Genomic DNA, 22,666 nt, shown 5'->3' on the forward strand with positions numbered 1-22,666 from the left:
AACGAGCCGTCCCGCCGCCGAATTGCACCCGAAAGCATGAACGCCCGGTGCGAGCGGCGCGACCGTGGCGGCGCATGCTCATCCGGATTGTCGTGGGGCCGTGGTTCCATTGGGTGCGTGTCCGACCTTCGGTATGAGTTCACCGATCCGCCCGCCGCGACCGAGTCGAGTTTCGACCTCGACCCCCGGCAGCTGGCGGTGGTCGAGCACGCCGCCGGGCCGCTGCTCGTGCGCGGCGGGCCGGGCACCGGCAAGACCGAGGCGCTCCTGCGATCGGTCATCGCGAAAGTCGAGGCCGGGGTCGACCCGGCCTCGATCCTCGTATTCGGCCTGCGCCGCCAGGACACCGCCCACCTGCGCACCCGCCTGAACGCGGCCACCGCCGGACTCTCGGCGGCCGAGGTCGGCGTGTTCACGTTCCCGGCGTTCGCCTTCGCGCTGCTGCGCGCCTCGGCCGTCGCCGCGGGGCGCGACGAGCCGCGCCTGCTCACCGGGCCCGAAGCGGACGCGCTCATCCGCTCCATGCTGGAAGGCGAGGACTTCGCCTGGCCCGCGGGCTTCGACGAGGCCGTGCGCACCTACGCGTTCGCGCAGCAGCTGCGCGACCTGGTGCTGCGCTGCGGCGAGCGCGGCCTGTCCGCCCCCGAGCTGACGCGACTCGGCCGCGAGCACGACCGGCCCGAATGGGCCGCCGCCGCGCGGTTCTACGACCGCTACGTCACCACCCTCGCGCTCCAGTCGATGTCGAGCGCGCTCTACGACTCGGCCGAGATCGTCCGCGCCGCCGCGTCCGCACTGCGCGCGAACCCGGCGCTGTTCCTAAGGCCCGCTTGGGTGTTCGTCGACGACCTCCAAGACGCCACACCCGCGCACCTGCGCCTGCTCGAACTCCTCGCCGGAGACGGCGCGAACCTGGTCGCGGCCGGCACCCCGGACGCGGCCGTGTTCGGATACCAGGGCGGCGACCCGGAATCGGTGCGGGACTTCCCGTTCCGGTTCACCGGACGGGACGGGGCCGAAGCACCCACGGTGCAGTTGGACGACACGCACGACGTCGCGCTCGCGCCGCTCAACGCGACCACCGTCCTGTCGCGGCGGCTGCGCGGCCACGACAGGGACCGCAAGCGCGGCACCGCCTCCGAGGAGGCGGGCCGCGTCGACGTGGTCTACCTGCCGTCGCCGACCCGCGAGGCCGTGTACCTCGCGGACGTCGCGCGCCGCGCGCACCTGCTCGACGGGATTCCCTACGGCGACATGGCCGTCATCGTCAAATCGGCCTCGGCCATCCCGCATCTGCGGCGGGCCATGCAGCACGCCGGGGTGCCGACTCGGCAGGCCGCCGACGACGTGCCGCTCCCGGCGCACCCCACGGTGCGCAACCTCCTGCACCTCGTCCTCGTCGGACGCGGGCGCGAACGGCTGGACGAATCGAACGCGGCCGGACTGCTGCACTCCTCGTTCGGCGGCGCCGACCCGTTCGAGGAACGGCGCCTGCGCCAAGAACTGCGGCGCCTCGCGGTCGCCGCCGACAACTTCTCCCCCGGCGCGGACCTGCTGGTGGAAACCCTCAGCGACCCGGAGCAGACCGCGGCCCTGCCCGAAGAGCCGTGGGCCGAACCGGCGCGGCGCCTCGGGGCGCTGTTCGCGGCGGCCCGCGAAGGCACCGGCCTCAGCGGCACCCTGTGGGCGGTATGGGAGGCCTCGTCGATGAGCGAGCGCCTGCGGCGGCGCGCGCTCTCGGGAGACCGGCGGGCGCAAAGGGCCGACGCCGAGCTCGACGCCGTCATCGCCCTGTTCGACCTGGCCGCGGACTACGAGCGGAAGCAGCCCGGCGCGGGCGTCGAAGTGTTCTGCGAGCATGTGCTGCACCAGCAGCTCCCGGGCGACTTCCTTTCGGCGCGTGCGGAACTGGGCGACGCGGTCACCCTCGCGACGGCCCACGCCGCACACGGTCGCCGCTGGGAGTTCGTGGTCGTGGCGGGCGCGCAAGAGGGCGCCTGGCCGAACCTGCGCCCGCGCGGGTCCCTCCTCGGGGCCGAAGCGCTCGTCGACGTGATCGACGGCCGCGCCGACGTGGACCAGGTGGCGCAGCTCCTCGACGAGGAACGGCGGCTGTTCTACAGCGCGTGCACCCGGGCGCGGGCCCGGCTGCTGGTCACCGCGGTGGATTCCGAAGAGGCGCAACCGAGCCGGTTCTGCGCCGAACTCGGGATCGAACCGGTCACGGCACCGCGCCGGGGACGCCCGCTGAGCCTCGCCGCGCTCACCGCTCGCCTGCGCGAAGCCGTCGTCGACTCGGGGCACGCCGAACGCGACGCCGCCGCGGCCGCCCTGCGGCGACTCGCCGATTCGGGCGTGCCGGGGGCCGATCCCGCCAAATGGTGGGGCCTGGCGGCGATCTCCGACGAACGGGCGCTGGCACTGGCCGGAGAGACCATCAGAATCTCACCGTCCCAAGTGGAGAAGACCCAGCAGTGCGGGCTGCGATGGGTGCTCGAAGCCCACGGCGGCGACTCGGGCGACCTCCTCCCCCGGCACCTCGGCACCCTCCTCCACGCGGCCGCCGAAGCGGTGACCGCCGACCCGGCCGCCGACCCGAAAACCGTGATGGAACAGGTCGTCGGCGAGCACTTCGACCGCCTGCCGTTCGAGGCGCCGTGGCACGCCGAGCAGCAGCGCCAGCGCGTCTCGGGCGCGGTCGAGCGGTTCGCGAAGTGGTTGAGCGCCAACCGGAGGGAACTGGTCGGGGCCGAGCGGTCCTTCCGCCTCAAACTGGAGATCGGTCCGCCGGGGGTCGAGGTCGTCATGTCCGGCCAGATCGACCGGCTCGAACGCGACAGCGACGGCCGCCTGTACGTGGTCGACCTGAAGACCGGCAAGAGCGCGGTCACCAAGGCCGAGGCGCAGACCAATCCGCAGCTGGGGATCTACCAGCTCGCGATCGCCGAGGGCGCGTTCGAGGAGGGGTCCGAACCGGGCGGGGCCGAACTGGTGTACCCGAACGCGAAGGGCGCCACGGCCACCGCCCGCCAGCAGGGCCCGCTCGGCGAGCACGAGAACCCGGACTGGGCGCGCGACCTGGCGGGGGACACGGCCGTGCGCATGGCCGGGTCGGTGTTCGAGGCCCGCAACACCAGCAAGTGCGAGACGTGCTCGGTCAAACGGTGCTGCCCGATCGCCGACGAGGGACGACAGGTGACCGATGAGTGAGCGCGGAGCGATCCGGTACACGGCGGTGGGCCTGGCCAACCGGCTGGGGACGCCGACACCGACCCCGGAGCAGGCGAACGTGATCGAGGCCGGGCCCGACCCGATGCTGGTCGTCGCGGGCGCCGGATCGGGCAAGACCACGACGATGGCCGACCGCGTGGTGTGGCTCATCGCGAACCGGGTCGCCAGGCCCGAGCACATCCTCGGGCTCACCTTCACCCGCAAGGCCGCGGCGGAACTCGCCGCGCGCGTGCGCGACAAGCTGCGGCGCCTCACCGAGTCCGTCCCCGAACTGGCCGAACTGCACGGCGAACCGACCGTCTCCACGTACAACGCGTACGCCGGGAGCCTGGTCGCCGAGCACGGCCTGCGGATCGGGATCGAACCCGGGACGAGGGTCATCACCGACACCGGCCGCTGGCAGATCGCACGGGACCTGGTGTGCGCGTGGGACGGCCCGATGAGCGAGTTCGACGTCGGCGTCGACAAGGTCACCGAGCAGGTGCTCCAACTCGCCGGGCAGCTCGCCGAGCACCTGCGCGACGGCGACGACCTGCGCGCGTTCGACCGCGGGCTCTCCGAAATGCTCGCCGAACGCCAGGGCAGCCGCTCGAACGACCAGTTCCGTGCCCTGATGTCCCTGCGGCTCAAGCGCGAGCAGCTGCTGCCGCTCGTCGAGTCCTGGGACCGGCGCAAACGCGAACTCGGGGTCATGGACTTCGCCGACCAGCTCTCGCTCGCCGCGCAACTCGTCGCGGGCGCGCCCGAGATCATCCGGACCGAGCGCGAACGCTGGCGCGTCGTCCTCCTCGACGAATACCAGGACACCTCGTACTCGCAGGTGGCGCTCCTGCGCGACCTGTTCGGCGGCGGCCACCCCGTGACCGCCGTGGGCGACCCGAACCAGTCCATCTACTCCTGGCGCGGCGCCTCCGCCGGCACGCTCCTGCGGTTCCCCGCCGAGTTCCCCACGGCCGCAGGGCGACCCGCCGCGCGCGTGGAGCTCACGAAGTCGTGGCGCAACCGGGCCGAGATCCTCGCCGTCGCCAACCAGGTCTCCGAGCCCTTGCGCGCGGGCGACATCCGGCCGCTCGAAGCGGGCGTCGACGGCACCGGCCTGGTCCGCACCGCCATGCACCTCACCGTGAGCGACGAGGCCGACTGGCTCGCCGCGAACCTCTCGGTCATCCGCACCGCCATCGAGGACCAGCGGCGGGCCGAGCACGGCGACGCCGCGAAGCCCGTCGAGGCCGCCGTCCTCGTGCGCAAACGACGCCAGATCCCCGCCCTGCACCGGGCCCTGACCGCCGCCGGACTGCCCGTCGAGGTGGTCGGCTCGCTCGGCCTGCTGTTCCATCCCGAAGTGGCCGAAGCGGTCGCGATGCTCAGGGCCGCCGCGGACCCGACCGACGGGCCCTCGCTCATGCGGCTCCTCGCCGGGAACCGGTGGCGCATCGGTCCGCGCGACATCGCCGGGCTGTGGGCCCGCGCCCGCGAGCTCGCACCCGACACGCGCGGCTTCGAACCGGACGCCGGACGCGAGGCCGAAGCGTCCCTGGCCGACGCGCTGGCCGATCCGGGTCCGGCCGAGCGCTTCTCGGCCTTGGGGTATCTGCGGTTCGCGCAGCTGCATGAGGAGCTGGCGTGGATTCGCGGCCGCCTGGGGCAGAGCCTGCCCGACGTGGTGGGCGACGTGATCGCGCATTCGGGTCTCGACGTCGAGGTGATGCTGCACCACGGGGACTTGTCGAACCTGGACGAGTTCGTCGACATCGCGGCGTCCTACGAGAACGACACGAGCGGGGCGAGCATCCCGGGGTTCCTGTCCTATCTGGAGACTGCGGCCGAGCGCGAGCGGGGGCTGACCGTGGAGGGCGCGACCCCGGCCGGCGGGGTGGTGCAGCTGCTCACGGTGCACGCCGCGAAGGGTCTGGAGTGGGACGTGGTGGCGGTGCCGGGCCTGTGCGAGGGCATCCTGCCCGGCAAGGTGAAGGGCGACCAGACCTGGGTGAGCGACGCGGCGCGGCTGCCGTACCCGCTGCGCGGCGACGCCGAGAACCTGCCGGCCCTGTATCTGGACGACGCGACCGTCCCGGCGGAGGTCAAGCAGGCGGTCGAGGACTTCAAACGCGACGACGAGGAGGCGCGCCTGGAGGAGGAGCGCCGACTCGCCTACGTGGCGTTGACTCGCGCGCGGCAGGCGCTGCTGGCGAGCGGGTACTGGTGGGAGGCCGAGCGGCGCCAGCCGCGGACGCCCGCGCCGTTCCTGAACGAGGCCGTGTCGGCGGGCGCGGAGGCGACCGTGTGGGCGGACTCGGGTCCGGTGAACCCGCTCGAGGCCGAGGCGCGGACCGTGGAGTGGCCGAGTAAGGCCCCCTTGGGTTCGCGGCAGTCGGCGTTCGCGGAAGCGGCCGACCTGGTGCTGGCCGCGCCCGACGACACCGCCATCGCGGGCCCGCAGGCGGGCGCCTGGCAGGCCGAAGCCGAACTGCTCCTCGCGGAACGGGCCGAACGCGAATCCGGCGTGGTGCAACTCCCCCGCCCGATGCGCCTTTCCACTTCGCAGCTCATGGCGATGCGCGAGGACGAAGAGGGCTTCGCGGCCGAGCGGCGCCGCCCGATGCCGGTCCCGCCGCGCCCGGCGACCCAGCGCGGCACGGAGTTCCACTCGTGGGTGGAGGAGTTCTTCGGCGGCGGCACGCTCTTCGACCCGGCCGACCTGCCGGGAGCGGCCGACGCGGTCGGTCCGGACGCCGACCTGGACCGCCTCAAGCAGGCCTTCCGCAACTCGGCCTGGTCGAAGCGTCGCATTGCGGCCCAAGAGGTCCCATTCGTCATCGACTTCGAGGGCACGATCGTGCGCGGGCGCATCGACGCGATCTTCCATCGGGACGGCGGCGGCTACGACATCGTCGACTGGAAGACCGGCCGCCCCCCGCAGGGCGATGCCGCCCGGCACGCGGCCCTGCAGCTCAAGGTCTACCGAAAGGCCTGGGCCCGCCTCAAAGCCATCGACGAATCCGAGATCCGCACCGCCTTCCACTACATCGCCGCCGACCACACCTGGTGGCCCGACCTCGATTAGCGCGCCGGTCCTGCGGCGTTCGCGGCGGCGTCACCGCCGGTTTGCAGTGCGTCGCTAATGTGGACGCTGTTCCCGAGGCCGGGCCCATCCGGCCTTCGGTCCCGCCACCCACGGGGCCGCAACGGGAACCCCTCATCTGATTGGAACCCATGAACACTGAGCTGCAGCCCCGCCGCGCCACCGCCCTCCTCGGGGGCGCCTTCGCCGCCCTCTTCGCCCTCGCCGCCTGCGGCGGCTCCGACTCACCTGAAGGCGCGGTCGAGAACTTCCTCGACAACGGGGTCGAGGACGTCTTCAACGCCGTCGCCGAAGGGGACTTCGACGGCGCGGCCGACGCCGCCGACGAGTACTTCTGCGCGGCGGACGTCGCCGCCATCAAGGGGCTCGGCGCCGCGTTCGAGGGCATGAGCCCCGAGGAGATCGAAGAGGCCATGGCCGCGAGCGGCGAGGACCTCTCGCTGCCCGAGGACTGGTCCTACGAGATCGGCGAGGTCACCGAGGACGGCGACACCGCCACCGTCGAGGTCGAGATGAGCGAGGAGGGCGCGGTCACGAACCAGTCCTTCGACGTGGTCAAGGAAGCCGGAGCCTGGAAGATCTGCGGCTACATGTCGGCGTAGACGGACACCTGCACGGAACGGGGCCCGGTGACCACTGGTCGCCGGGCCCTCAGTTCGTGAATCTAGGACACGCTCACGAACAGGGAAAACCTCGTGATACCGCGTAGTATCTCGAGGTAGCATTACGGTATGGCCATGACCTTGCGACTCTCAGAAGAAGACGACCGCCTGCTCACTGAGCGCGCCGCCAAAGAGCGCCGCTCGAAGCACGACTTGGCGACCGAGGCGATCCATGTGTTCCTGACAGAGCGCGAAGCCGCCTTCAACCAGGCGCTGGATCGCGGCATGGAAAAGCACCGAGAGCTGCTTGACCGGCTCGCGAAGTGACCGAGTACCTCAGCTTCAAGCAGCTGCAGATCATCGCCTGCCGTGTGACCGCCACTTCAGAGCCCCCGGTCAGGGACTGGGGGCTCCTCGAGTCCGCGCTCAACCGGCCTCAAGCGAACATCTTCGGCGCCGACGCCTACCCAACCCTGCATCAGAAAGTCGCCGCGTTGCTGCATTCGCTGGCGCGAAACCATGCCCTCATCGACGGCAACAAGCGCCTGGCGTTCATGGCCGCATATGTGATGTACAGCCTCAACGGGTTCGAACTCGATCCGCCTAGCGTCGATGAAGGCGAGACGTTCGTGCTCGCCATCGCCCAAGGAGAACACGAGGTGCCCGAAATCGCGAAGATCCTCGCAACCTGGGTCACGCCCCTCGGGTGACCGAAAGTGCCGCATCGAGCAAGGGCCCGGACGCCTGCGACGCCCGGGCCCTCTCGTTGCGGCGCTTACTGCTTGGTCACTGCGGCCTTGACCGTTGCCTCTCCGGCCTCACCGCTGGTGGCGGTGTCGGGGAGGTCGCCGAAGGTCAGCTCCAGGGCGAGTGTCTCTGCTTGGACGAAGTCGCGGTGCGTCTCCACTGCGGCCTTCACTTCGTCGGCGGCGTCGAGGACGACCGCGACGCGGTCGGTGACGTCGAGGTCGGCGTCCTTGCGGGCCTGCTGGATCACCCGGACGACGTCGCGGGCCAGGCCCTCGGCGGCGAGTTCGGGGGTGACCTCGGTGTCGAGGACGATGACGCCGGCGTCGTTCGGCAGGGACTCGGTGTGCTCGGCGTCGACGGCGACCATGGTCAGCTCGTACTCGCCCTCTTCGAGGACCACGCCGCCGGCCGTGACCGTGCCGTCCACGACCGACCAGTCGCCGGTCTTGACGGCCTTGATGACCCGCTGCACGTCCTTGCCGAGGCGGGGCCCGAGCACGCGCGGGACCAGCTTCAGGTCGGACTTCGAGTAGGCGCTGACGTCGGAGTCGAACTCGACGGTCTTGACGTTCAGCTCGTCCTTGAGCAGGTCCGCGAACGGCGCGAGCCGCTCGGCGTGGCCGGTCGCGACGGTGACCTTCGCCAAGGGCAGGCGCACCCGGAGCTTGCGGGCCTTGCGCATGAACAGGCCGACCGAGGCGATCTCGCGCACGGCGTCCATCGCCTCGACCAGGGCGTGGTCGGCGGGCAGGTCGTCGGCGTCGGGCCAGTCTGCGAGGTGCACCGAGCGGCCGCCGGTGAGCCCCCGCCAGATGTCCTCGGTGATCATCGGCAGCAGCGGCGCCGCCACCTCGCAAGCGGTCTTCAACGCCGTTGCGAGCGTGGCGAACCCGGCTTCGTCGCCCTCCCAGAACCGGTCGCGCGAGCGGCGCACGTACCAGTTGGTGAGGCTCTCCAGGTAGGACCGGAACGCGGCGGTGGCGCGGACGAGGTCGTAGGCGTCCATCGACTCGGTGAGGGTCTCGACCAGTTCGCGGGTCTTCGCCAGCAGGTACTTGTCGAGTCGGTGCTCGCTCGCCAGCGCGGTCGCCCGCGCCTGCTCGGGAGTCGCCTCGTAGCCCGCGGCGCCGGCGTAGAGCGTGTAGAAGTACCACACGTTCCACAGCGGCAGCACGATCTGTCGCACCGAGTCGCGGAACCCGGTCTCGGTGACGGGCATGTCGCCGCCGCGCAGGACCGGGGAGGACACGAGGAACCAGCGGACCGCGTCGGAGCCGTAGGCCTCGAAGGACTCCCGGACGTCCGGGTAGTTCTTGAGCGACTTGGACATCTTCTGCCCGTCGGCGCCCAGCAGGGTGCCGTGGACGACGGCGGTGCGGAACGCGGGCCGGTCGAACAGGGCCGTGGCGAGGACGTGCAGCAGGTAGAACCAGCCGCGCGTCTGCGCCGTGTACTCGACGATGAAGTCGCCGGGGTAGTGGTGCTCGAACCAGTCGGCGTTCTCGAACGGGTAGTGGACCTGCGCGAACGGCATGGAGCCGGATTCGAACCAGCAGTCGAGGACCTCGGGGACCCGGCGCATGACGGACTTCCCGGTGGGGTCGTCCGGGTTGGGTCGCACCAGGTTGTCGATGCCGGGCCGGTGCAGGTCGGTGACGGCCACGCCGAAGTCGCGTTCGAGTTCGGCGAGGGAGCCGTAGACGTCGACGCGCGGGTAGGCCGGGTCGTCGCTCGTCCACACGGGGATGGGCGAGCCCCAGAAGCGGTTGCGGCTGATGTTCCAGTCACGGGCGTTGGCGAGCCACCGGCCGAACTGGCCGTCCTTGACGTGGCCGGGGGTCCAGTCGATCTCCTGGTTGAGTTCGACCATGCGGTCGCGGAACTGGGTGACCGCGACGAACCACGCCGACAGGGCGCGCTGGATCAGCGGGGATCCGCAGCGCCAGCAGTGCGGGTAGTTGTGGTTGTAGGTGTCGTGGCGCAGCAGCGACTGGGTCTCTTTGAGGTCCTTGATGATGAGTTTGTTGGCCTCGAAGACGTGCACGCCCGCGTACGGCGGCACTTCGTCGGTGAACTTGCCGGCGCTGTCGACGGGCACGACCGGTTCGATGCCGGCGGCATCGGTGACGAGCTTGTCCTCTTCACCGAAGGCGGGGGCGATGTGGACGATGCCGGTGCCGTCCTCGGTGGTGACGTAGTCGGCGGCGAGCACCTGGTGGGCGTTCGTGCGCCCGGCGAAGAAGTCGAACGGCGGGTGGTAGCGCAGGCCGACGAGGTCGGCGCCCTTGTACCGGGCGAGGACTTCGGGGTTTTCCCCGAGTTCGCGAGCGTAGGCGGCGAGGCGGGCTTCGGCGAGCAGGTAGCGGGAGCCCTCGGATTCGACGACGGCGTAGTCGACGTCGGGGTGGACGGCGGCGGCGAGGTTCGACGGCAGCGTCCAGGGCGTGGTGGTCCAGACCAGGAGTTTGGCGCCGTCCAGGGGACCGTCGTCGGTGATGTCGAGGCCGACGGTCACGGCCGGGTCCTGCCGGTCCTGGTACGTGTCGTCCATCTTGGTCTCGGTGGCGGCCAAGGGGGTCTCGCAGCGCCAGCAGTACCAGAGCACGCGGTAGCCCTCGTAGACGAGGCCCTTGTCGTAGAGGGTCTTGAAGGCCCACATGACGCTCTCCATGTAGGTGAGGTCGAGGGTCTTGTAGTCGTTCTCGAAGTCGACCCAGCGGGCTTGGCGGGTGACGTAGTCATGCCATTCGCCGGTGAACTGGAGGACCGAGGCCTTGGCGGCGGCGTTGAACCGGTCGATGCCGTAGGCCTCGATGTCGGCCTTGGATTTGAGGCCGAGTTCCTTCTCGGTGGTGACCTCGGCGGGCATGCCGTGGGTGTCCCAGCCGAAGCGGCGTTCGACGTGCTTGCCGCGCATCGTCTGGTAGCGGGGGACGATGTCCTTGACGTAGCCGGTGAGGAGGTGCCCGTAGTGGGGCAGGCCGTTGGCGAAGGGCGGGCCGTCGTAGAAGACGAACTCGTTCGCGCCGTTCTCGCCCGCGGGGCGGGCCTCGATGGAGGCGGCGAAGGTGTCGTCCTTGGTCCAGAAGTCGAGCACGCGGCGCTCGACCTCGGGAAGGTTCGGGCTCGCGGGTACGCCCCGTTCGGGGTCGTCAAGTGGATAGGCCATGGGACCCTGGTCTCCTCACACACACCTGGTGGACGTTCGGTGTGCGAGGACGAGTCGCGCCTTTGGGGGCTTGACCCGCGGTACCACCTCGCTTGGCGCACTGGGTGCGCCCGCTTGATTCGGCGGCGGTGACGGGCCGCGTCCGTCCGGGTCTAGTGAGGCTCCAACCTTTGCGGCTTCGCATGCTCCGCCGCGGGTGGGGCCGGTTCTTCCGGAAGCTCGCCGGTGATGGCCGGGTCGACGCTGTTGTCCGCAAGTGTAGCCCTGGCCCGTCGGCGGACGCGAGGCGATAATCGCCTGTCGGTCCGGCTTTCGGCGGTCGCCGCCGCGGGTGGCGCAGGCGGGGTGCAGTGCGCGCCCGGTGCAGGCCCGGTGCGTTCCGATTACGGTCTCACTGGTCGGACATGTAGTATCTCGACTGTGAGAATCCACGCACGCAACTGGTGGTGGCGTCGCTGAGGCGGCGTCCCTGCTTTTGTGTGCATGAAGCAAGCGACCGTCTCGTAGGCGGTCGCTTCGTCGTATCCGGGGTCGGCCGCCTCGTGTCGGGACCTGAAACCCATTGAGAGGGCCGATGACCAAGTTCCTTACACCCGCCGGGGTGACGGTCGAGCGCACCGTCGCCGAGCTCGACGATCCGGACCTGACCTCGATCGTCGCCCAGGTGGAGACGCGCCGCGGCGGGGTCCTGTCGAGCGGCATGGAGTACCCGGGGCGGTATTCGCGCTATCACCTCGCGTATGTCGACCCGTCCCTGGAGGTCGTGGCACGCGGGCGCACCGTGACCGTGCGGCAGCTCAACGCCCGCGGGTTCCTGCTGGTGGACGTGCTCGCCGACGCGCTGACCGCGTCGGGGGTCGGGACGGTGACCCGATGCGACCGCGAGGTGCACGTCGAGGTGCCGACGCCGACCGAGCGGGTGCCGGAGGAGCAGCGTTCGAAGCTGCCGACGGCGTTCTCGGCGCTGCGCGTGGTGCTCGACGCGCTCAAGTGCGACGACCCGTACCTGGGGCTGTGGGGTGCGTTCGGATACGACCTGGCCTACCAGTTCGAGCCGATCCCGTTCGCGAAGGACCGGCCCGCCGATGCCCGCGACCTGGTGCTGCACCTGGCCGACGAGATCTACGTGGTGGACCGCAAGCGCGAGACCGCGCAGGTGCGCCGGTACGACTTCACGCTGGGCGGGCGCAGCACGAAGGGGCTCTCGCGCGAGACCGAGTCGCTCGACTACGTGCGGGCCGAGTCGGTCCCGGACGGCCCCGTGCCGGGCGTGTACGCCGACACGGTGCGCCGCGCCAAGCAGGAGTTCAAGGCGGGCAACCTGTTCGAGGTGGTGCCCGGGCACGAGATGTACGCGGCGTGCGATTCGCCGACGCTGTTCTACGAGCGGCTGCGCACGGCCAACCCGGCGCCGTACGAGTTCCTGTTCAACCTGGGCGACCGCGAATACCTGGTGGGCGCTTCGCCGGAGATGTTCGTGCGGGTCACGGGCGACCGGGTGGAGACGTGCCCGATCTCGGGGACGATCGCGCGCGGGGACGACCCGATGCACGACGCCTCGCAGATCGCCGCGCTCATCGGCTCCGCGAAGGAGGAGTCGGAGCTGACGATGTGCACCGACGTGGACCGCAACGACAAGGCCCGCGTGTGCGTGCCCGGTTCGGTGAAAGTGCTCGGGCGCAGGCAGATCGAGATGTACTCGCGACTGATCCACACCGTCGACCACATCGAGGGGCGGCTGCGGCCGGAGATGGACGCGCTGGATGCGTTCCTGACCCACATGTGGGCGGTGACGGTGACCGGCGCGCCGAAGACCTGGGCGATGCGGTTCATCGAGGAGCAGGAGACGACGCCGCGGCGCTGGTACGGCGGCGCGGTGGGCTTCGTCGGGTTCGACGGGTCGATGAACACCGGGCTGACGCTGCGGACGGCGCAGATCCGCGACGGTGTCGCGTGCGTGCGCGCGGGCGCGACGCTGCTGTACGACTCCGACCCCGCCGCCGAAGAGGCCGAGACGCACTTGAAGGCCCGGGCGCTGCTGGAGACCGCGGCGGGCGGGATCGGCGCGGCCGCGACGGTGCCCGAGCCGATCGAGGTCGCGGGCGGCCCGGCCGGCAACGGCCGCAAGGTGCTGCTGGTGGACCACGAGGACTCGTTCGTGAACACCCTCGGCGACTACTTCCGCCAGCACGGCTGCGAGGTGACGACGCTGCGGTTCGGTTTCGACACGGCGCAGGTCCTGGAGGAGATCGCCCCTGACCTGGTGGTGCTCTCACCCGGGCCGGGGCGGCCGGAGGACTTCGACACCACGGGCCTGCTCGACGAGCTCGAGCGGCGGGGCCTGCCCGTGTTCGGGGTGTGCCTGGGGCTCCAGGCGATGGTCGAGCACGCGGGCGGGTCGCTGTCGCTGCTGAACGAGCCGAGCCACGGCAAGCCCGGAAACGTGAAGGTGACCGGCGGGGGCCTGTTCGACGGGCTGCCCGACGAGGTGACCGCGGCGCGCTACCACTCGCTGTACGCCACGTCCGACCAGGTGAAGGGCGATTTCGCGCCGACCGCGGCGATCGACGAGGTGGTCATGGCGATCGAGGCGCCCGAGAAGCGCTGGTTCGCGGTGCAGTTCCACCCCGAGTCGATCCTGACCGCGGCGGGCGCGCACGGGCACCGGATCATCGGGAATGTGCTGCGTCTGACCGCTTGAGGGGACCGGACCGACCTGCGAGGGCCGGGAGGCGCGATGCGCTTCCCGGCCCTCGTTGCGTTGCGGGCGTTCGGGGGGCGGCTACGAGGTGTACTCCCAGTCTTGGACGCAGGACCAGGCGCTGTAGCCCCAGGCGCCGTTCCAGTAGACCTCCATCCAGTAGTCGCTGGTGAGCCCGCAGGCGCTGTATTCGCCGCCGGTTCCCCGCTCGCAGGAGACCGGGACCCAGGTTTCGGCCGGGATGACCTCGAGGATCGTGGCGCCGATCTCGGCGAGTCGGCGGTGGTTGACGCCTTCTGCGAAGCGGGCCCTGCAGGTCCGCTGCTCGACTGCGTTCGCCGGGACAGGGTCAGCCGAGACGGATGTGCTCTCGATCCGCGATTTCATGGGCGTCGGCACGTCGACGGGCTCGCGTGGTGCCGCGGTGGCGGAGGACGAGACGGAGAACGACAGTGCGAACGCTGCCGCTACGACGCCGATGGCAGTGAAGAACTTCTTCATTACCAGGATCACCCCTTTGGTGAACTTGATCATGATTACGCCTTATGACGTGATCTCAACCTAATTACGAAAAAGGGCGCTTTATGGCGCAAAACGGTTAATGTCGGGAAGCCGACAGAGCGCGCGGGGCACTCGGGGGACGGTGCGGGCCATCGCGGCGGAGTGTCGGTGGTCCGTGATTGGCTGTCCGGATGGCGAAAACCGTGTACAACACAGCGACCAGCATCGATGGATACATCGCAGACCCGGAGAACTCCCTCGAGTGGCTCTTCACCGTTCCCGGAGGCCATCCGGAGCAGTCCGAGGAGGAGAGCGGGGACGCGGAGACCCCGCTCGACGAGTTCGGCGAGTTCCTCGCCGGGGTCGGGGCGATCTGCATGGGCTCGACCACCTACGAGTGGATCCTCGAGCACGAGAACCTTCTCGAAAACCCGGAGAAGTGGGAGTACGAACCGCCGACCTGGGTGTTCACGACCAGGGACCTCCCGGCGGTGCCCGGGAAGGACATCCGGTTCGTCTCCGGTGAGGTCGCGGCGGTCCACGCCGAGATGACCGCCGCGGCGGGCGACAAGGACCGGTGGATCGTCGGCGGCGGCGACCTCGTCGGCCAGTTCTTCGACGCGGGACTCCTCGACGAGATCCGCGCGTCTCTCGCGCCGGTCTTCCTCGGCGACGGCGCGCCTCTGCTGCCGCGCAAGATCCTCTCCCACCACCTCGAACTGACCGAGGCGAAGCCCGTCGGCCAGTTCGCCTGTCTCACTTACCGAGTGAAGTAGCAAGGCCGCCCGGCCCTTTCGGGCCGGGCGGCTTGACCGCTAGTTGTTGTCGCCGTCGTCGTCCTGGTCGTCGGCGTCGTTGTCGTCGCCGTCGTCATCGAGGTCGTCGGTGTCGTCGTCACCATCGTCGTCGTTCGTGTCGTCGTCGGCGACCACCTCGGTGACCGTGCCGTCGAAGGCGTCGACCGCGACGTCCCATTCGGCGCCGTCGGCGTCGGTCACCTCGACCACCCAGATCGGAGCCTCGGCGGTGCCTTCGAGGTCGACGTCGTAGACCTCGCCCGGGACCTCCGCGAGGGCGGCCTCGACGGCCGCGTCTTCACCGATGGCCTCGGCCGGGAGCGCGAAGTCGTCGTCATCGGTGCCGTTCAGGTCGTCCGCGTCATCGCCGTCGTAGCGGTCATCGGCGTCATCGTCGGCCACCTGGGCGGCGCGGTCCTCGTTGTCGTCCATGTCGTCGGCGGCGAAGGCCGCGGCGGTGCCGCCGCCGAGGAGCAGGACGCCCGCGGCACCCGCGATGACGAGGGTGCGCTGGCGGCCGCGGAAGCGGCGGCGCTGCGTGGTCTCGGGCTGGTCGGGGGTCGGGGCCTGCTGGGTGTCGGTCGGAGCGTTCATGTCGTGTCCTTTCGGTGCTGTGCGGATCTGATGACGGCAACGATGCGCCCCCGAACCTGAAGCCAAGCTGAAGTCACCTGAAGCCGACTTCAGGATTGGGGGATGGCGGCGACTCGACCGAGTGTTTCGCCTGGCAGCCATCGGTTCTGCGTGTTCACCAGCGACTTCAGGTTGGCTTAAGGTTCGCTGTGTCAAGCTTCGGGACATGCGATTGCTGATGGTGGAAGACGAGCAGCGGCTGGCCAAGATGGTCGCCGCCGGGCTGACGGCCGAGGGGTACGCCGTCGATCTCGCCCATGACGGCCGGACCGGCCTGTCGATGGCCCGAATCGGGAACTACGACGCGATCATCCTCGACATCATGCTGCCCGCCATGAACGGCTACCAGGTCTGCGCGACCCTGCGCCAAGAGGGCGTCGCCACGCCGATCCTCATGCTCACCGCCAAAGACGGCGAATACGACGAGGCCGAGGGCCTCGACACCGGCGCCGACGACTTCCTCACCAAGCCGTTCTCCTTCGTGGTCCTCCAAGCACGCCTCCGGGCGATGATGCGCCGCGGCCGGTCGGCGGCCGCCGCGCCCACCGTGTGGCGCTTCGGCGACCTCACGGTCGACCCGGCCACCCGCGTGTGCCGCCGCGGCGGCGAGCCGGTCGACCTCACCTCCAAGGAGTTCTCCGTCCTGGAGTACCTGGCGAGCCGGGTCGGCGAGGTCGTGTCCAAATCGGAGATCCTCCACCACGTGTGGGACTTCGCCTACGACGGCGACGTGAACATCGTCGAGGTCTACATCTCCAACCTGCGCCGCAAGATCGACGCGCCCTACCGGCGCACCTCGATCGCGACCGTCCGCGGGGCGGGCTACCGGTTGGCGGCCAACGGTGGCTAAGGCGCACCTGAGCCGGGAGCAGCGGGCCCAGATTCGCAGGGCCGCAAGGCGAGCCGAAGGCAGGAAGCCCCTCTGGCGGCCTGAATCGGTGCGGGCGCGCACCACCGTCGGCGCGACCCTGGTGGTCGCGGTGGCCCTGGTCGCCGCCGGGCTCCTGGTCGTGACGCTGCTGCGCGACAACCTCTACGGCCGCGCCGAACTCACCGCGGAGGTCAACGCCCGGTCCATCGCCGGCCAGCTCGCCTCTGGCACGGCGCCTTCGGCGATCGAGCTGCCCGACGACGACGAACTCGCCCAGGTCGTCGACGCGAACGGGTCCGTGGTCGCCGCCAGCGAAGACCTCGCCGGGATGCCGGCCGTCGGCACCTTCGCGCCCGCTCCCGATCCGGTCGAGACCACCGACCCGGCCACCGCCGATGGCGATGGCGATGGCGACGATGACCAGGGCGAGGACGATGGCGACGACGACGACACTGAGACCCCCGACGACGAGACGACCGCGGTAGCGGGCGGCGGCTCGGTCGGCTCGCAGCTCGAATACGAGACGGTGACCGTGCCGGACGAGGAGGCGTCCTACCGGTTCGCGGCCCTCTCCGCCACGGCCCCGGACAGGCAGGTCTACGCCGTCTACTCGGGTGCGTCCCTCGAGACGCAGGAAGAGGCGGTCGACAGCGTCGGCGCCACGATGGTGTGGGCGCTGCCGCCGCTGCTCGCGGTCGTCGCAGTCGTGACCTGGCTGGTGGTGCGGCGCGCACTCCGGCCGGTGGCCGCGATCCAGAAGGAGCTCATAGAGATCACCGGCGGCGACCTGTCCCGGCGGGTGCCGGTGCCCGCGAGCCGCGACGAGATCCACAGCCTCGCCAGGACCACCAACCTGACCCTCGCGGCCCTCGACGCGGCGGTCTCGCAGCAGCGCCGGTTCGTCGCCGACGCCTCGCACGAACTGCGCAGCCCGCTGGCGATCCTGCGGACCCAGTTGGAGATCGCCCGGGAGCACCCGGAGCTGCTGGACCTGGAGGCGACGCTCGGCGACGTGACGCGGCTGCAGGACCTGGCTTCGGACCTGCTCCTGCTCGCGCGACTCGACGCCGGAGAGCGCCCGCTGCACGTGGAGGTGCCGTTCACCGAGCTGGTGCGCGAGGAGGTGGCCCGCCGGGCCGCCTCCGACCGGGTGCCAGTGCGGCTCGAAGTCGAGGAGGACCTCTCGGTGTGGGGAGTGCGCGGGCACCTGGCCCGGGCCGTGGGGAACCTGCTCGCGAACGCGCAGCGGCACGCGACCGGGGCCGTGTCGGTGCGGCTGGAAGCCGAGGACGAGGAGTGGCTGCGCCTCGACGTGGCCGACGACGGCAACGGTGTGCCGCAAGGACAGCGGCGGCGGATCTTCGACCGGTTCGTGCGTCTCGACGAGTCCCGCAGCCGCGACGAGGGAGGCGCGGGCCTGGGCCTGGCCATCGTGCAGGACGTGGTCTTGGAGCACCGCGGGATGGTCTACGTGCTCGACGCTCCCGAAGGCGGGGCGCTGTTCCGCCTGGCGCTGCGCCGCAGCCGGTAGCGGAGGTAAGGCGGTGTAGCAGCCCGGCCAAGCCGCCGGCCCAGTCCCGAAGGGCCTGTGTCGTTCTAAGGGCACGGTGTGGTTTGCAGGGCCTTCGGCGATCGGGCAGTCCGTTGCTGTGACCGGTTCTCGTCTTCCGGTCGCCTCCGCCGCACCGCGGTGCGCGGTCCCTACGATGGCCGCATGAAAGCATGGATCCCCCACGAGGCCGGTCTCGACCAGCTCGGCCCGGTCCCCGAAGGCGTCAACGTCGAGGTGTACGACGGCGGCGACTACCCGTCCGACCCGTCCGACGTCGAATTCCTGGTGCCCCCGGCCGCCCCCAAGGCCACCCTTCCCGGGATGTCCTACTCCGCGCTGCCCGCGTTGCGGGACATGCCGAAGCTCAAGGTCGTGCAGCTGCTCAGCGCCGGCGTCGAGCACTGGGTGCCGATGGTTCCCGACGGTGCGGTGCTGTGCAACAACCGCGGCGCGCACACCGAGGTCACCGCCGAATGGGTCATGGCCGCCGCTCTCGCCTCAGCGCGCCGCTTCGACGTCTTCGCCCGCAACCAGGTCGAAGGCAAGTGGGAGGTCTCCTGGGGCACGACGCTGTCGGGGAGGACCGCGGTCATCGTCGGCGCCGGTTCCATCGGTGAAGCGGTCGCGCGCCGGTTCGAGGCCTCAGGCATGGAGGTCCACCTGTTCGCGCGCACCGCGCGGCCCGGCGTCGGAACGCTCGCGGACCTGCCCGAGGTGCTGCCGCGGGCCGAGGTTGTGGTGATCATGGTGCCGCTGACTCCCGAGACCGAGGGCCTGGTGGACGCGGCGTTCCTGGCGCGGATGCGTGACGGAGCGCTGCTGGTGAACGCGGCTCGCGGCAAGATCGTCGACACCGCCGCGCTCACCGCGGAGGTCGCGTCGGGGCGTTTGCGGTGTGCCCTGGACGTGACCGAGCCCGAGCCTCTCCCCGCTGACCACGAGTTGTGGGGCTTGGAGGGTGCGATCGTGACGCCGCATGTGGGCGGCGCGGTCCTGGGTTTCATCGAACGCGTCTACCCGCGGGTGGGCGATCAGATCCGCCGCTTCACCGCGGGCGAGCCGCTCCTGAACGTGGTAGAGAACGGCTATTAGCGGTGCGAGCGCCGCAAGCTGGACCTTTGATGGTTCGATGGTGCGGTGATGACGCGATTCGAGGAATTGGGCTGGCGCCAGTCGCCGATGGGCGAGATCAGTCTGCGGCGCCGGTACGACCCTGAGGTGCGGGCCGAGGTGTACGAGGTCAAGCTCGACGAGGACTTCCTCATGTCGAGCCTGTTCACCGTGGCGGAGCGGGAGCTCGCGCACCTCGGGCTCGAACGGGTGGTCGGCGAGGACCTCGACGTGATCGTCGGGGGCCTCGGCCTGGGGTACACCGCTCTTGCGGCCCTTGAGGATTCGCGGGTGCGCGACTTGACGGTGATCGAGTACTCGGAGGCGGTCATCGACTGGCACGAGCGGGATCTCCTGCCCGACACGGTGGGCCTGGCGGCCGATGAGCGGGTGAGCCTGGTGTGCGCGGACTTCTTCGCCGCCGCGATGAGCGAGGAGGGCTTCGACCCGGAGCGGCCCGGCCGGACCTTCGACGCCATCCTGCTCGACATCGACCATTCGCCCAGTCGCGTCCTGCACTCGCCGCACGCCGTCTTCTACACCGCGGAGGGCCTGCGGGCGATGTCGGCGCATCTCAAGCCGGAGGGCGTCTTCGCGATCTGGTCGGACGACCCGCCGGAGCCCGAGTTCATGACCGTCTTGATGGACGTGTTCACCGGTGTCAAGGCGAAGCGGGTCTGGTTCGACAACCCGTACACGGGTGGGCGTTCCTCCAACACCGTGTACACGGCGATCCGCTCCTAGCGGTCGAGGCCGTCAGGAGATCCGCGCGCCGAGCGGGACGTCGGCGTCGGGGGCGAGCAGCACCACTTCGTCCGTTCCCTCGACGGGGACGCCGAGTACCAGCACTTCGGATTTGAAGCCCGCGATGCGGCGCGGCGGGAAGTTGGTCACGGCGACCACCATGCGCCCCACCAGTTCTTCGGCGCTGTAGCGGGCGGTGATCTGCGCGCTCGACTGCTTGACGCCGTGGTCGCCGAAGTCGATCCACAGTTTGTACGCGGGGACGCGGGCCTTCTCGTTCGCCTCCGATTTCATGACGCGCCCGGCGCGGATCTCGGTGCGGAAGAAGTCGTCGGCGGAGCTGGTCGCAGCTGTCGGTTCGGCCATCTCGGCAGGATAGCGCTACGGCTGCGCGAACCGCTCCCGCATTTGGGCCAGGGCCTCTTCGGTGAGGCGGCCGTAGAGGCGGAGCCGGGCCATGCCGCCGTCGGGAAAGATGTTGAGCCGCACGGCGGTCGCGGGGCGATCGTTCGCGAGGACGAAGCGGTGCGGCGTGTCCGGTTGCAGTGTGGTGCGCGGCAGGAGTTCGAACGCGCTGTCGCCATCGTGGGCTTCGATCGAGGCCCAGCCGGGGGCGTTGTGCTTGAGGTGGGTCGTGTCGAGTTCGACGACGCGGACGACGCCGCGCCCGGCGAGGCGCGCGTCGAGCCATTCGTGGCCGGGTTCGCGGCGGCGGGCGGTCTCCCAGCCGTCCGCCTGGCTCGCGGGCAGGCCGGGCATGATGACGCCGATCGGGTTGGAGTAGAAGGCGTTCGAGGCGCCGGTGATCGCCGCGCCGTTGACGAGCGCGGCGAGGTCGAGGGGCAGGTCGGCGAACGCGGCCGGGTCGGGGACGGGGGTGCCGTGGACGCGGAGGCGGGCGATGCCGCCGTCGGGGTGCATGTTGATGCGCACGTGGGTGAAGCGCCGGGTGTCGGTGACGGCGTATTCGTTCACGCTGTCGCCCTTGGCCTCCGCGACGGGGACGATCGGGTGCCAGTCGGCTTCGACGAGTTCGTCGAGTGAGGGGTGTCCGTCGATGCGGCAGGCCTCGACGGAGATCCGGGGCGGGTAGTTGCCGGTGAAGTAGGCGGTGTCGACGACGATGCCGCTGATCATGCCGGGGACGCCGAGGCGCACGATCGCCCAGTCGTGGCCTTCGTCGCGGCGGCGGCGGGTCTCCCAGCCGTCGTAGAGCTGTCCCTTGTGGCCGAACGTGTGCGTTTGGTGGACGACCGGGTAGGGCCGGATGAGGCTCTCCTTCTCGGCGAAGGACTCGTCGTTGGCGGCGAGGACGGACCCGCCGAGCGCGCGGGCGGCGAGATCGGGGTCGGCCGTGAAGTCAGGGCTCGGTTCGGAGGTTCGGACCGTGGTCGTCATCGGGGGCTCCTTCGCAGTTGGCGGCCCCGCGGGGCGGCTTCGGTGTCGATGCGCTTGCCGCGAAGCCAGGTCGAGACGACCTGGCCGGTGAGCGCCTGGCCGTCGTACGGGGTGACGGGGTGGCGGTGGAGGAGGTCCTCGGCGCGCACGGTCCATTCCCGTTCCGGGTCGAAGACTACGAGGTCGGCGTCGGCTCCGGCCGTGATGCGGCCCTTGCGGTGCAGGCCCACGAGGTCGGCCGGGCCGGCGCACATCCAGCGGACGATGTCGCTCAGCGCCCAGCCGCGGCGGCGCGCCTCGGTCCACATCACCGGCAGGCCCAGCTGGATCGACGCGATGCCGCCCCAGGCGGTGGCGAAGTCGCCGGTCTTCATGCTCGGCGGGCTCGGCGAGTGGTCGGAGACGACGATGTCGATCTGGCCGTCGATCAGCCCGGCCCACAACGCTTCGCGGTTGGCCTCGCCGCGGATCGGCGGGCAGCATTTGAACGCGGTCGCGCCGTCGGCGATCCGCTCGGCCGCGAGGGTGAGGTAGTGCGGGCAGGTCTCCACGGTGATCTTCACGCCGTCGAGCCACGCGTCGTAGATTTCCGCGAGGGCTTCGGCGGCGGCGAGGTGGAGGATGTGGACGCGCGCGCCGGTGGCCTTGGCTGCGGCGATGACCTCGCGGATCGCGCTGGTCTCGGCCTCGGCGGGCCGGGTGCCGAGGAAGGTCGCGAAGTCGGCGGCGGTGTCGGTCTCGTGCAGGTGGGCGGGGTCTTCGGCGTGGACGATGAGCAGGCTGTCGAGGGCGGCGACGGTGGCGCAGGCGCGGTGCAGCCCGGCGGCGTCGAGTGGCGGGAACTCGTCGACTCCCGAAGGGGCCGTGAAGCATTTGAAACCGAACACGCCCGAGTCGTGGAGGCCCTTGAGGTCGGCGTCGTTGCCGGGGATGGCGCCGCCCCAGAAGCCCGTGTCGACCCAGGTCCTGCCTTCGGCGGCGGCGCGTTTGGCGGCCAGCGCGGCGGTGTCGACGGTGGGCGGGAGGCTGTTGAGGGGCATGTCGACGATGGTGGTGACGCCGCCTGCGGCGGCTGCGCGGGTGGCGGTGGCGAAGCCTTCCCATTCGGTGCGGCCGGGTTCGTTGACGTGGACGTGGGTGTCGACGAGGCCGGGGAGGAGGGCGAGGTCGTGGAGGTCTTCGGTGCGGTGGGCGGGGACGGGTTCGTCGTAGTCGCCGATGACGGCGATGCGTTCGCCGGCGATGGCCACGGCGGCGGGTCGCGTCCCGTCGGGGAGGACGGTGCGGCGGGAGCGGAGCACCAGGTCGTAGATGACGGGAGCGGAAATGTCGTAGGGGTCGGTCATCATGGTGACTCCAGGTGCTCGCTCAATTACGACACGGAAGTGGAGGTGCGGCGGATGGTGTGGTCAGTGCCGGGGCCGGGCGGTTCCGGTGCGGCGCTGGAGCGTCGATGGGCTCGGCGGGCGGGCCGCGGCGGGCGCCTTGCTGGCCGCGGTTCCATGGAGAGGAGGAGCGCGGAGGG

At 70.6% G+C, this 22,666-nt stretch carries 17 protein-coding genes; 11 read left to right on the forward strand and 6 right to left on the reverse strand.

The features are described from left to right. Nucleotides 1-117 precede the first annotated feature (117 nt). The 5 genes from ACFO8M_RS06090 (at nucleotide 118) to ACFO8M_RS06110 (ending at nucleotide 7,625) form a co-directional block, all read left to right on the forward strand. Nucleotides 118-3,210 carry an ATP-dependent helicase gene (locus tag ACFO8M_RS06090; protein ID WP_387971969.1) on the forward strand — a complete coding sequence of 1,031 codons (3,093 nt, stop codon included), beginning with the start codon at nucleotides 118-120 and terminating at the stop codon, nucleotides 3,208-3,210. Continuing rightward, nucleotides 3,203-6,295, forward strand: a complete 3,093-nt coding sequence (locus ACFO8M_RS06095; protein WP_387971972.1) for a UvrD-helicase domain-containing protein — start codon at nucleotides 3,203-3,205, stop codon at nucleotides 6,293-6,295. The genes ACFO8M_RS06090 and ACFO8M_RS06095 overlap by 8 nt, the downstream gene beginning before the upstream one ends. A gap of 149 nt (nucleotides 6,296-6,444) precedes the next feature. Next, nucleotides 6,445-6,915: an Rv0361 family membrane protein gene (locus ACFO8M_RS06100; protein WP_387971975.1), complete on the forward strand. Its 471-nt coding sequence runs from the start codon at nucleotides 6,445-6,447 to the stop codon at nucleotides 6,913-6,915. A 135-nt stretch (nucleotides 6,916-7,050) separates the two neighbouring features. Then, a complete protein-coding gene (locus ACFO8M_RS06105) occupies nucleotides 7,051-7,242 on the forward strand; it encodes a hypothetical protein (RefSeq protein ID WP_387971978.1) in 192 nt (63 codons plus the stop codon). Further along, the gene (locus tag ACFO8M_RS06110) at nucleotides 7,239-7,625 is read left to right on the forward strand and encodes a type II toxin-antitoxin system death-on-curing family toxin (protein ID WP_387971981.1); all 387 of its coding nucleotides are present in this window, start codon (nucleotides 7,239-7,241) and stop codon (nucleotides 7,623-7,625) included. Before ACFO8M_RS06105 ends, ACFO8M_RS06110 begins: the two co-directional genes overlap by 4 nt. Before the next feature lie 65 nt (nucleotides 7,626-7,690). On the opposite strand, the gene ileS is transcribed toward ACFO8M_RS06110, so the two are convergent. Beyond that, nucleotides 7,691-10,834: an isoleucine--tRNA ligase gene (ileS, locus tag ACFO8M_RS06115; RefSeq protein ID WP_387971984.1), complete on the reverse strand. Its 3,144-nt coding sequence runs from the start codon at nucleotides 10,832-10,834 to the stop codon at nucleotides 7,691-7,693. Between the two features lie 574 nt (nucleotides 10,835-11,408). On the opposite strand from ileS, the gene ACFO8M_RS06120 reads away from it, so the two are divergent. After that, nucleotides 11,409-13,535 (forward strand): anthranilate synthase component I, encoded by a 2,127-nt coding sequence (locus tag ACFO8M_RS06120; protein WP_387971987.1) that lies wholly within the window; start codon nucleotides 11,409-11,411, stop codon nucleotides 13,533-13,535. 81 nt (nucleotides 13,536-13,616) lie between these two features. On the opposite strand, the gene ACFO8M_RS06125 is transcribed toward ACFO8M_RS06120, so the two are convergent. After that, the gene (locus tag ACFO8M_RS06125; protein ID WP_387971990.1) at nucleotides 13,617-14,069 is read right to left on the reverse strand and encodes a hypothetical protein; all 453 of its coding nucleotides are present in this window, start codon (nucleotides 14,067-14,069) and stop codon (nucleotides 13,617-13,619) included. A gap of 158 nt (nucleotides 14,070-14,227) precedes the next feature. Between ACFO8M_RS06125 and ACFO8M_RS06130 the strand changes: the two genes are divergently transcribed. Beyond that, entirely contained in the window at nucleotides 14,228-14,812 is a 585-nt protein-coding gene (locus ACFO8M_RS06130; RefSeq protein WP_387971993.1) for a dihydrofolate reductase family protein, read from the forward strand. A 39-nt stretch (nucleotides 14,813-14,851) separates the two neighbouring features. Here the strand turns inward: ACFO8M_RS06130 and ACFO8M_RS06135 are convergent, their stop codons facing one another. Next, nucleotides 14,852-15,427, reverse strand: coding sequence for a PepSY domain-containing protein (locus ACFO8M_RS06135; protein ID WP_387971996.1), 576 nt, complete (start codon nucleotides 15,425-15,427; stop codon nucleotides 14,852-14,854). 205 nt (nucleotides 15,428-15,632) lie between these two features. On the opposite strand from ACFO8M_RS06135, the gene ACFO8M_RS06140 reads away from it, so the two are divergent. The 4 genes from ACFO8M_RS06140 (at nucleotide 15,633) to ACFO8M_RS06155 (ending at nucleotide 19,743) form a co-directional block, all read left to right on the forward strand. After that, nucleotides 15,633-16,316: a response regulator transcription factor gene (locus ACFO8M_RS06140; RefSeq protein WP_387971999.1), complete on the forward strand. Its 684-nt coding sequence runs from the start codon at nucleotides 15,633-15,635 to the stop codon at nucleotides 16,314-16,316. 88 nt (nucleotides 16,317-16,404) lie between these two features. Continuing rightward, the gene (locus tag ACFO8M_RS06145; protein ID WP_387972369.1) at nucleotides 16,405-17,868 is read left to right on the forward strand and encodes a sensor histidine kinase; all 1,464 of its coding nucleotides are present in this window, start codon (nucleotides 16,405-16,407) and stop codon (nucleotides 17,866-17,868) included. 183 nt (nucleotides 17,869-18,051) lie between these two features. Continuing rightward, nucleotides 18,052-18,981 (forward strand): 2-hydroxyacid dehydrogenase, encoded by a 930-nt coding sequence (locus ACFO8M_RS06150; RefSeq protein WP_387972002.1) that lies wholly within the window; start codon nucleotides 18,052-18,054, stop codon nucleotides 18,979-18,981. 48 nt (nucleotides 18,982-19,029) lie between these two features. Then, the gene (locus ACFO8M_RS06155) at nucleotides 19,030-19,743 is read left to right on the forward strand and encodes a spermidine synthase (protein WP_387972005.1); all 714 of its coding nucleotides are present in this window, start codon (nucleotides 19,030-19,032) and stop codon (nucleotides 19,741-19,743) included. Between the two features lie 12 nt (nucleotides 19,744-19,755). Here the strand turns inward: ACFO8M_RS06155 and ACFO8M_RS06160 are convergent, their stop codons facing one another. From ACFO8M_RS06160 to allB, 3 genes are read right to left on the reverse strand one after another with little or no spacing between them, the layout of a single operon-like run. Continuing rightward, nucleotides 19,756-20,109 carry a tRNA-binding protein gene (locus ACFO8M_RS06160; protein ID WP_387972008.1) on the reverse strand — a complete coding sequence of 118 codons (354 nt, stop codon included), beginning with the start codon at nucleotides 20,107-20,109 and terminating at the stop codon, nucleotides 19,756-19,758. Nucleotides 20,110-20,124: 15 nt separating this feature from the next. Then, nucleotides 20,125-21,141, reverse strand: a complete 1,017-nt coding sequence (gene alc / locus ACFO8M_RS06165) for an allantoicase (RefSeq protein WP_387972010.1) — start codon at nucleotides 21,139-21,141, stop codon at nucleotides 20,125-20,127. Then, nucleotides 21,138-22,490: an allantoinase AllB gene (allB, locus tag ACFO8M_RS06170; RefSeq protein ID WP_387972012.1), complete on the reverse strand. Its 1,353-nt coding sequence runs from the start codon at nucleotides 22,488-22,490 to the stop codon at nucleotides 21,138-21,140. The genes alc and allB overlap by 4 nt, the downstream gene beginning before the upstream one ends. Between the last annotated feature and the right edge of the window lie 176 nt (nucleotides 22,491-22,666).

This window comes from Glycomyces rhizosphaerae (assembly GCF_042647865.1).
Lineage (GTDB): Bacteria > Actinomycetota > Actinomycetes > Mycobacteriales > Micromonosporaceae > Glycomyces > Glycomyces rhizosphaerae.

What these genes read in the sequence shown, in the direction of transcription:
- ACFO8M_RS06135 (WP_387971996.1), bottom strand. Translation starts at nt 15,427, where the DNA reads ATGAACGCTCCGACCGACACCCAGCAGGCCCCGACCCCCGACCAGCCC.
- ileS (WP_387971984.1), bottom strand. Translation starts at nt 10,834, where the DNA reads ATGGCCTATCCACTTGACGACCCCGAACGGGGCGTACCCGCGAGCCCG.
- ACFO8M_RS06150 (WP_387972002.1), top strand. Translation starts at nt 18,052, where the DNA reads ATGAAAGCATGGATCCCCCACGAGGCCGGTCTCGACCAGCTCGGCCCG.
- ACFO8M_RS06095 (WP_387971972.1), top strand. Translation starts at nt 3,203, where the DNA reads ATGAGTGAGCGCGGAGCGATCCGGTACACGGCGGTGGGCCTGGCCAAC.
- ACFO8M_RS06130 (WP_387971993.1), top strand. Translation starts at nt 14,228, where the DNA reads ATGGCGAAAACCGTGTACAACACAGCGACCAGCATCGATGGATACATC.
- ACFO8M_RS06120 (WP_387971987.1), top strand. Translation starts at nt 11,409, where the DNA reads ATGACCAAGTTCCTTACACCCGCCGGGGTGACGGTCGAGCGCACCGTC.
- ACFO8M_RS06155 (WP_387972005.1), top strand. Translation starts at nt 19,030, where the DNA reads ATGACGCGATTCGAGGAATTGGGCTGGCGCCAGTCGCCGATGGGCGAG.
- ACFO8M_RS06160 (WP_387972008.1), bottom strand. Translation starts at nt 20,109, where the DNA reads ATGGCCGAACCGACAGCTGCGACCAGCTCCGCCGACGACTTCTTCCGC.
- alc (WP_387972010.1), bottom strand. Translation starts at nt 21,141, where the DNA reads ATGACGACCACGGTCCGAACCTCCGAACCGAGCCCTGACTTCACGGCC.
- ACFO8M_RS06105 (WP_387971978.1), top strand. Translation starts at nt 7,051, where the DNA reads ATGACCTTGCGACTCTCAGAAGAAGACGACCGCCTGCTCACTGAGCGC.
- allB (WP_387972012.1), bottom strand. Translation starts at nt 22,490, where the DNA reads ATGATGACCGACCCCTACGACATTTCCGCTCCCGTCATCTACGACCTG.
- ACFO8M_RS06100 (WP_387971975.1), top strand. Translation starts at nt 6,445, where the DNA reads ATGAACACTGAGCTGCAGCCCCGCCGCGCCACCGCCCTCCTCGGGGGC.
- ACFO8M_RS06125 (WP_387971990.1), bottom strand. Translation starts at nt 14,069, where the DNA reads ATGATCAAGTTCACCAAAGGGGTGATCCTGGTAATGAAGAAGTTCTTC.
- ACFO8M_RS06140 (WP_387971999.1), top strand. Translation starts at nt 15,633, where the DNA reads ATGCGATTGCTGATGGTGGAAGACGAGCAGCGGCTGGCCAAGATGGTC.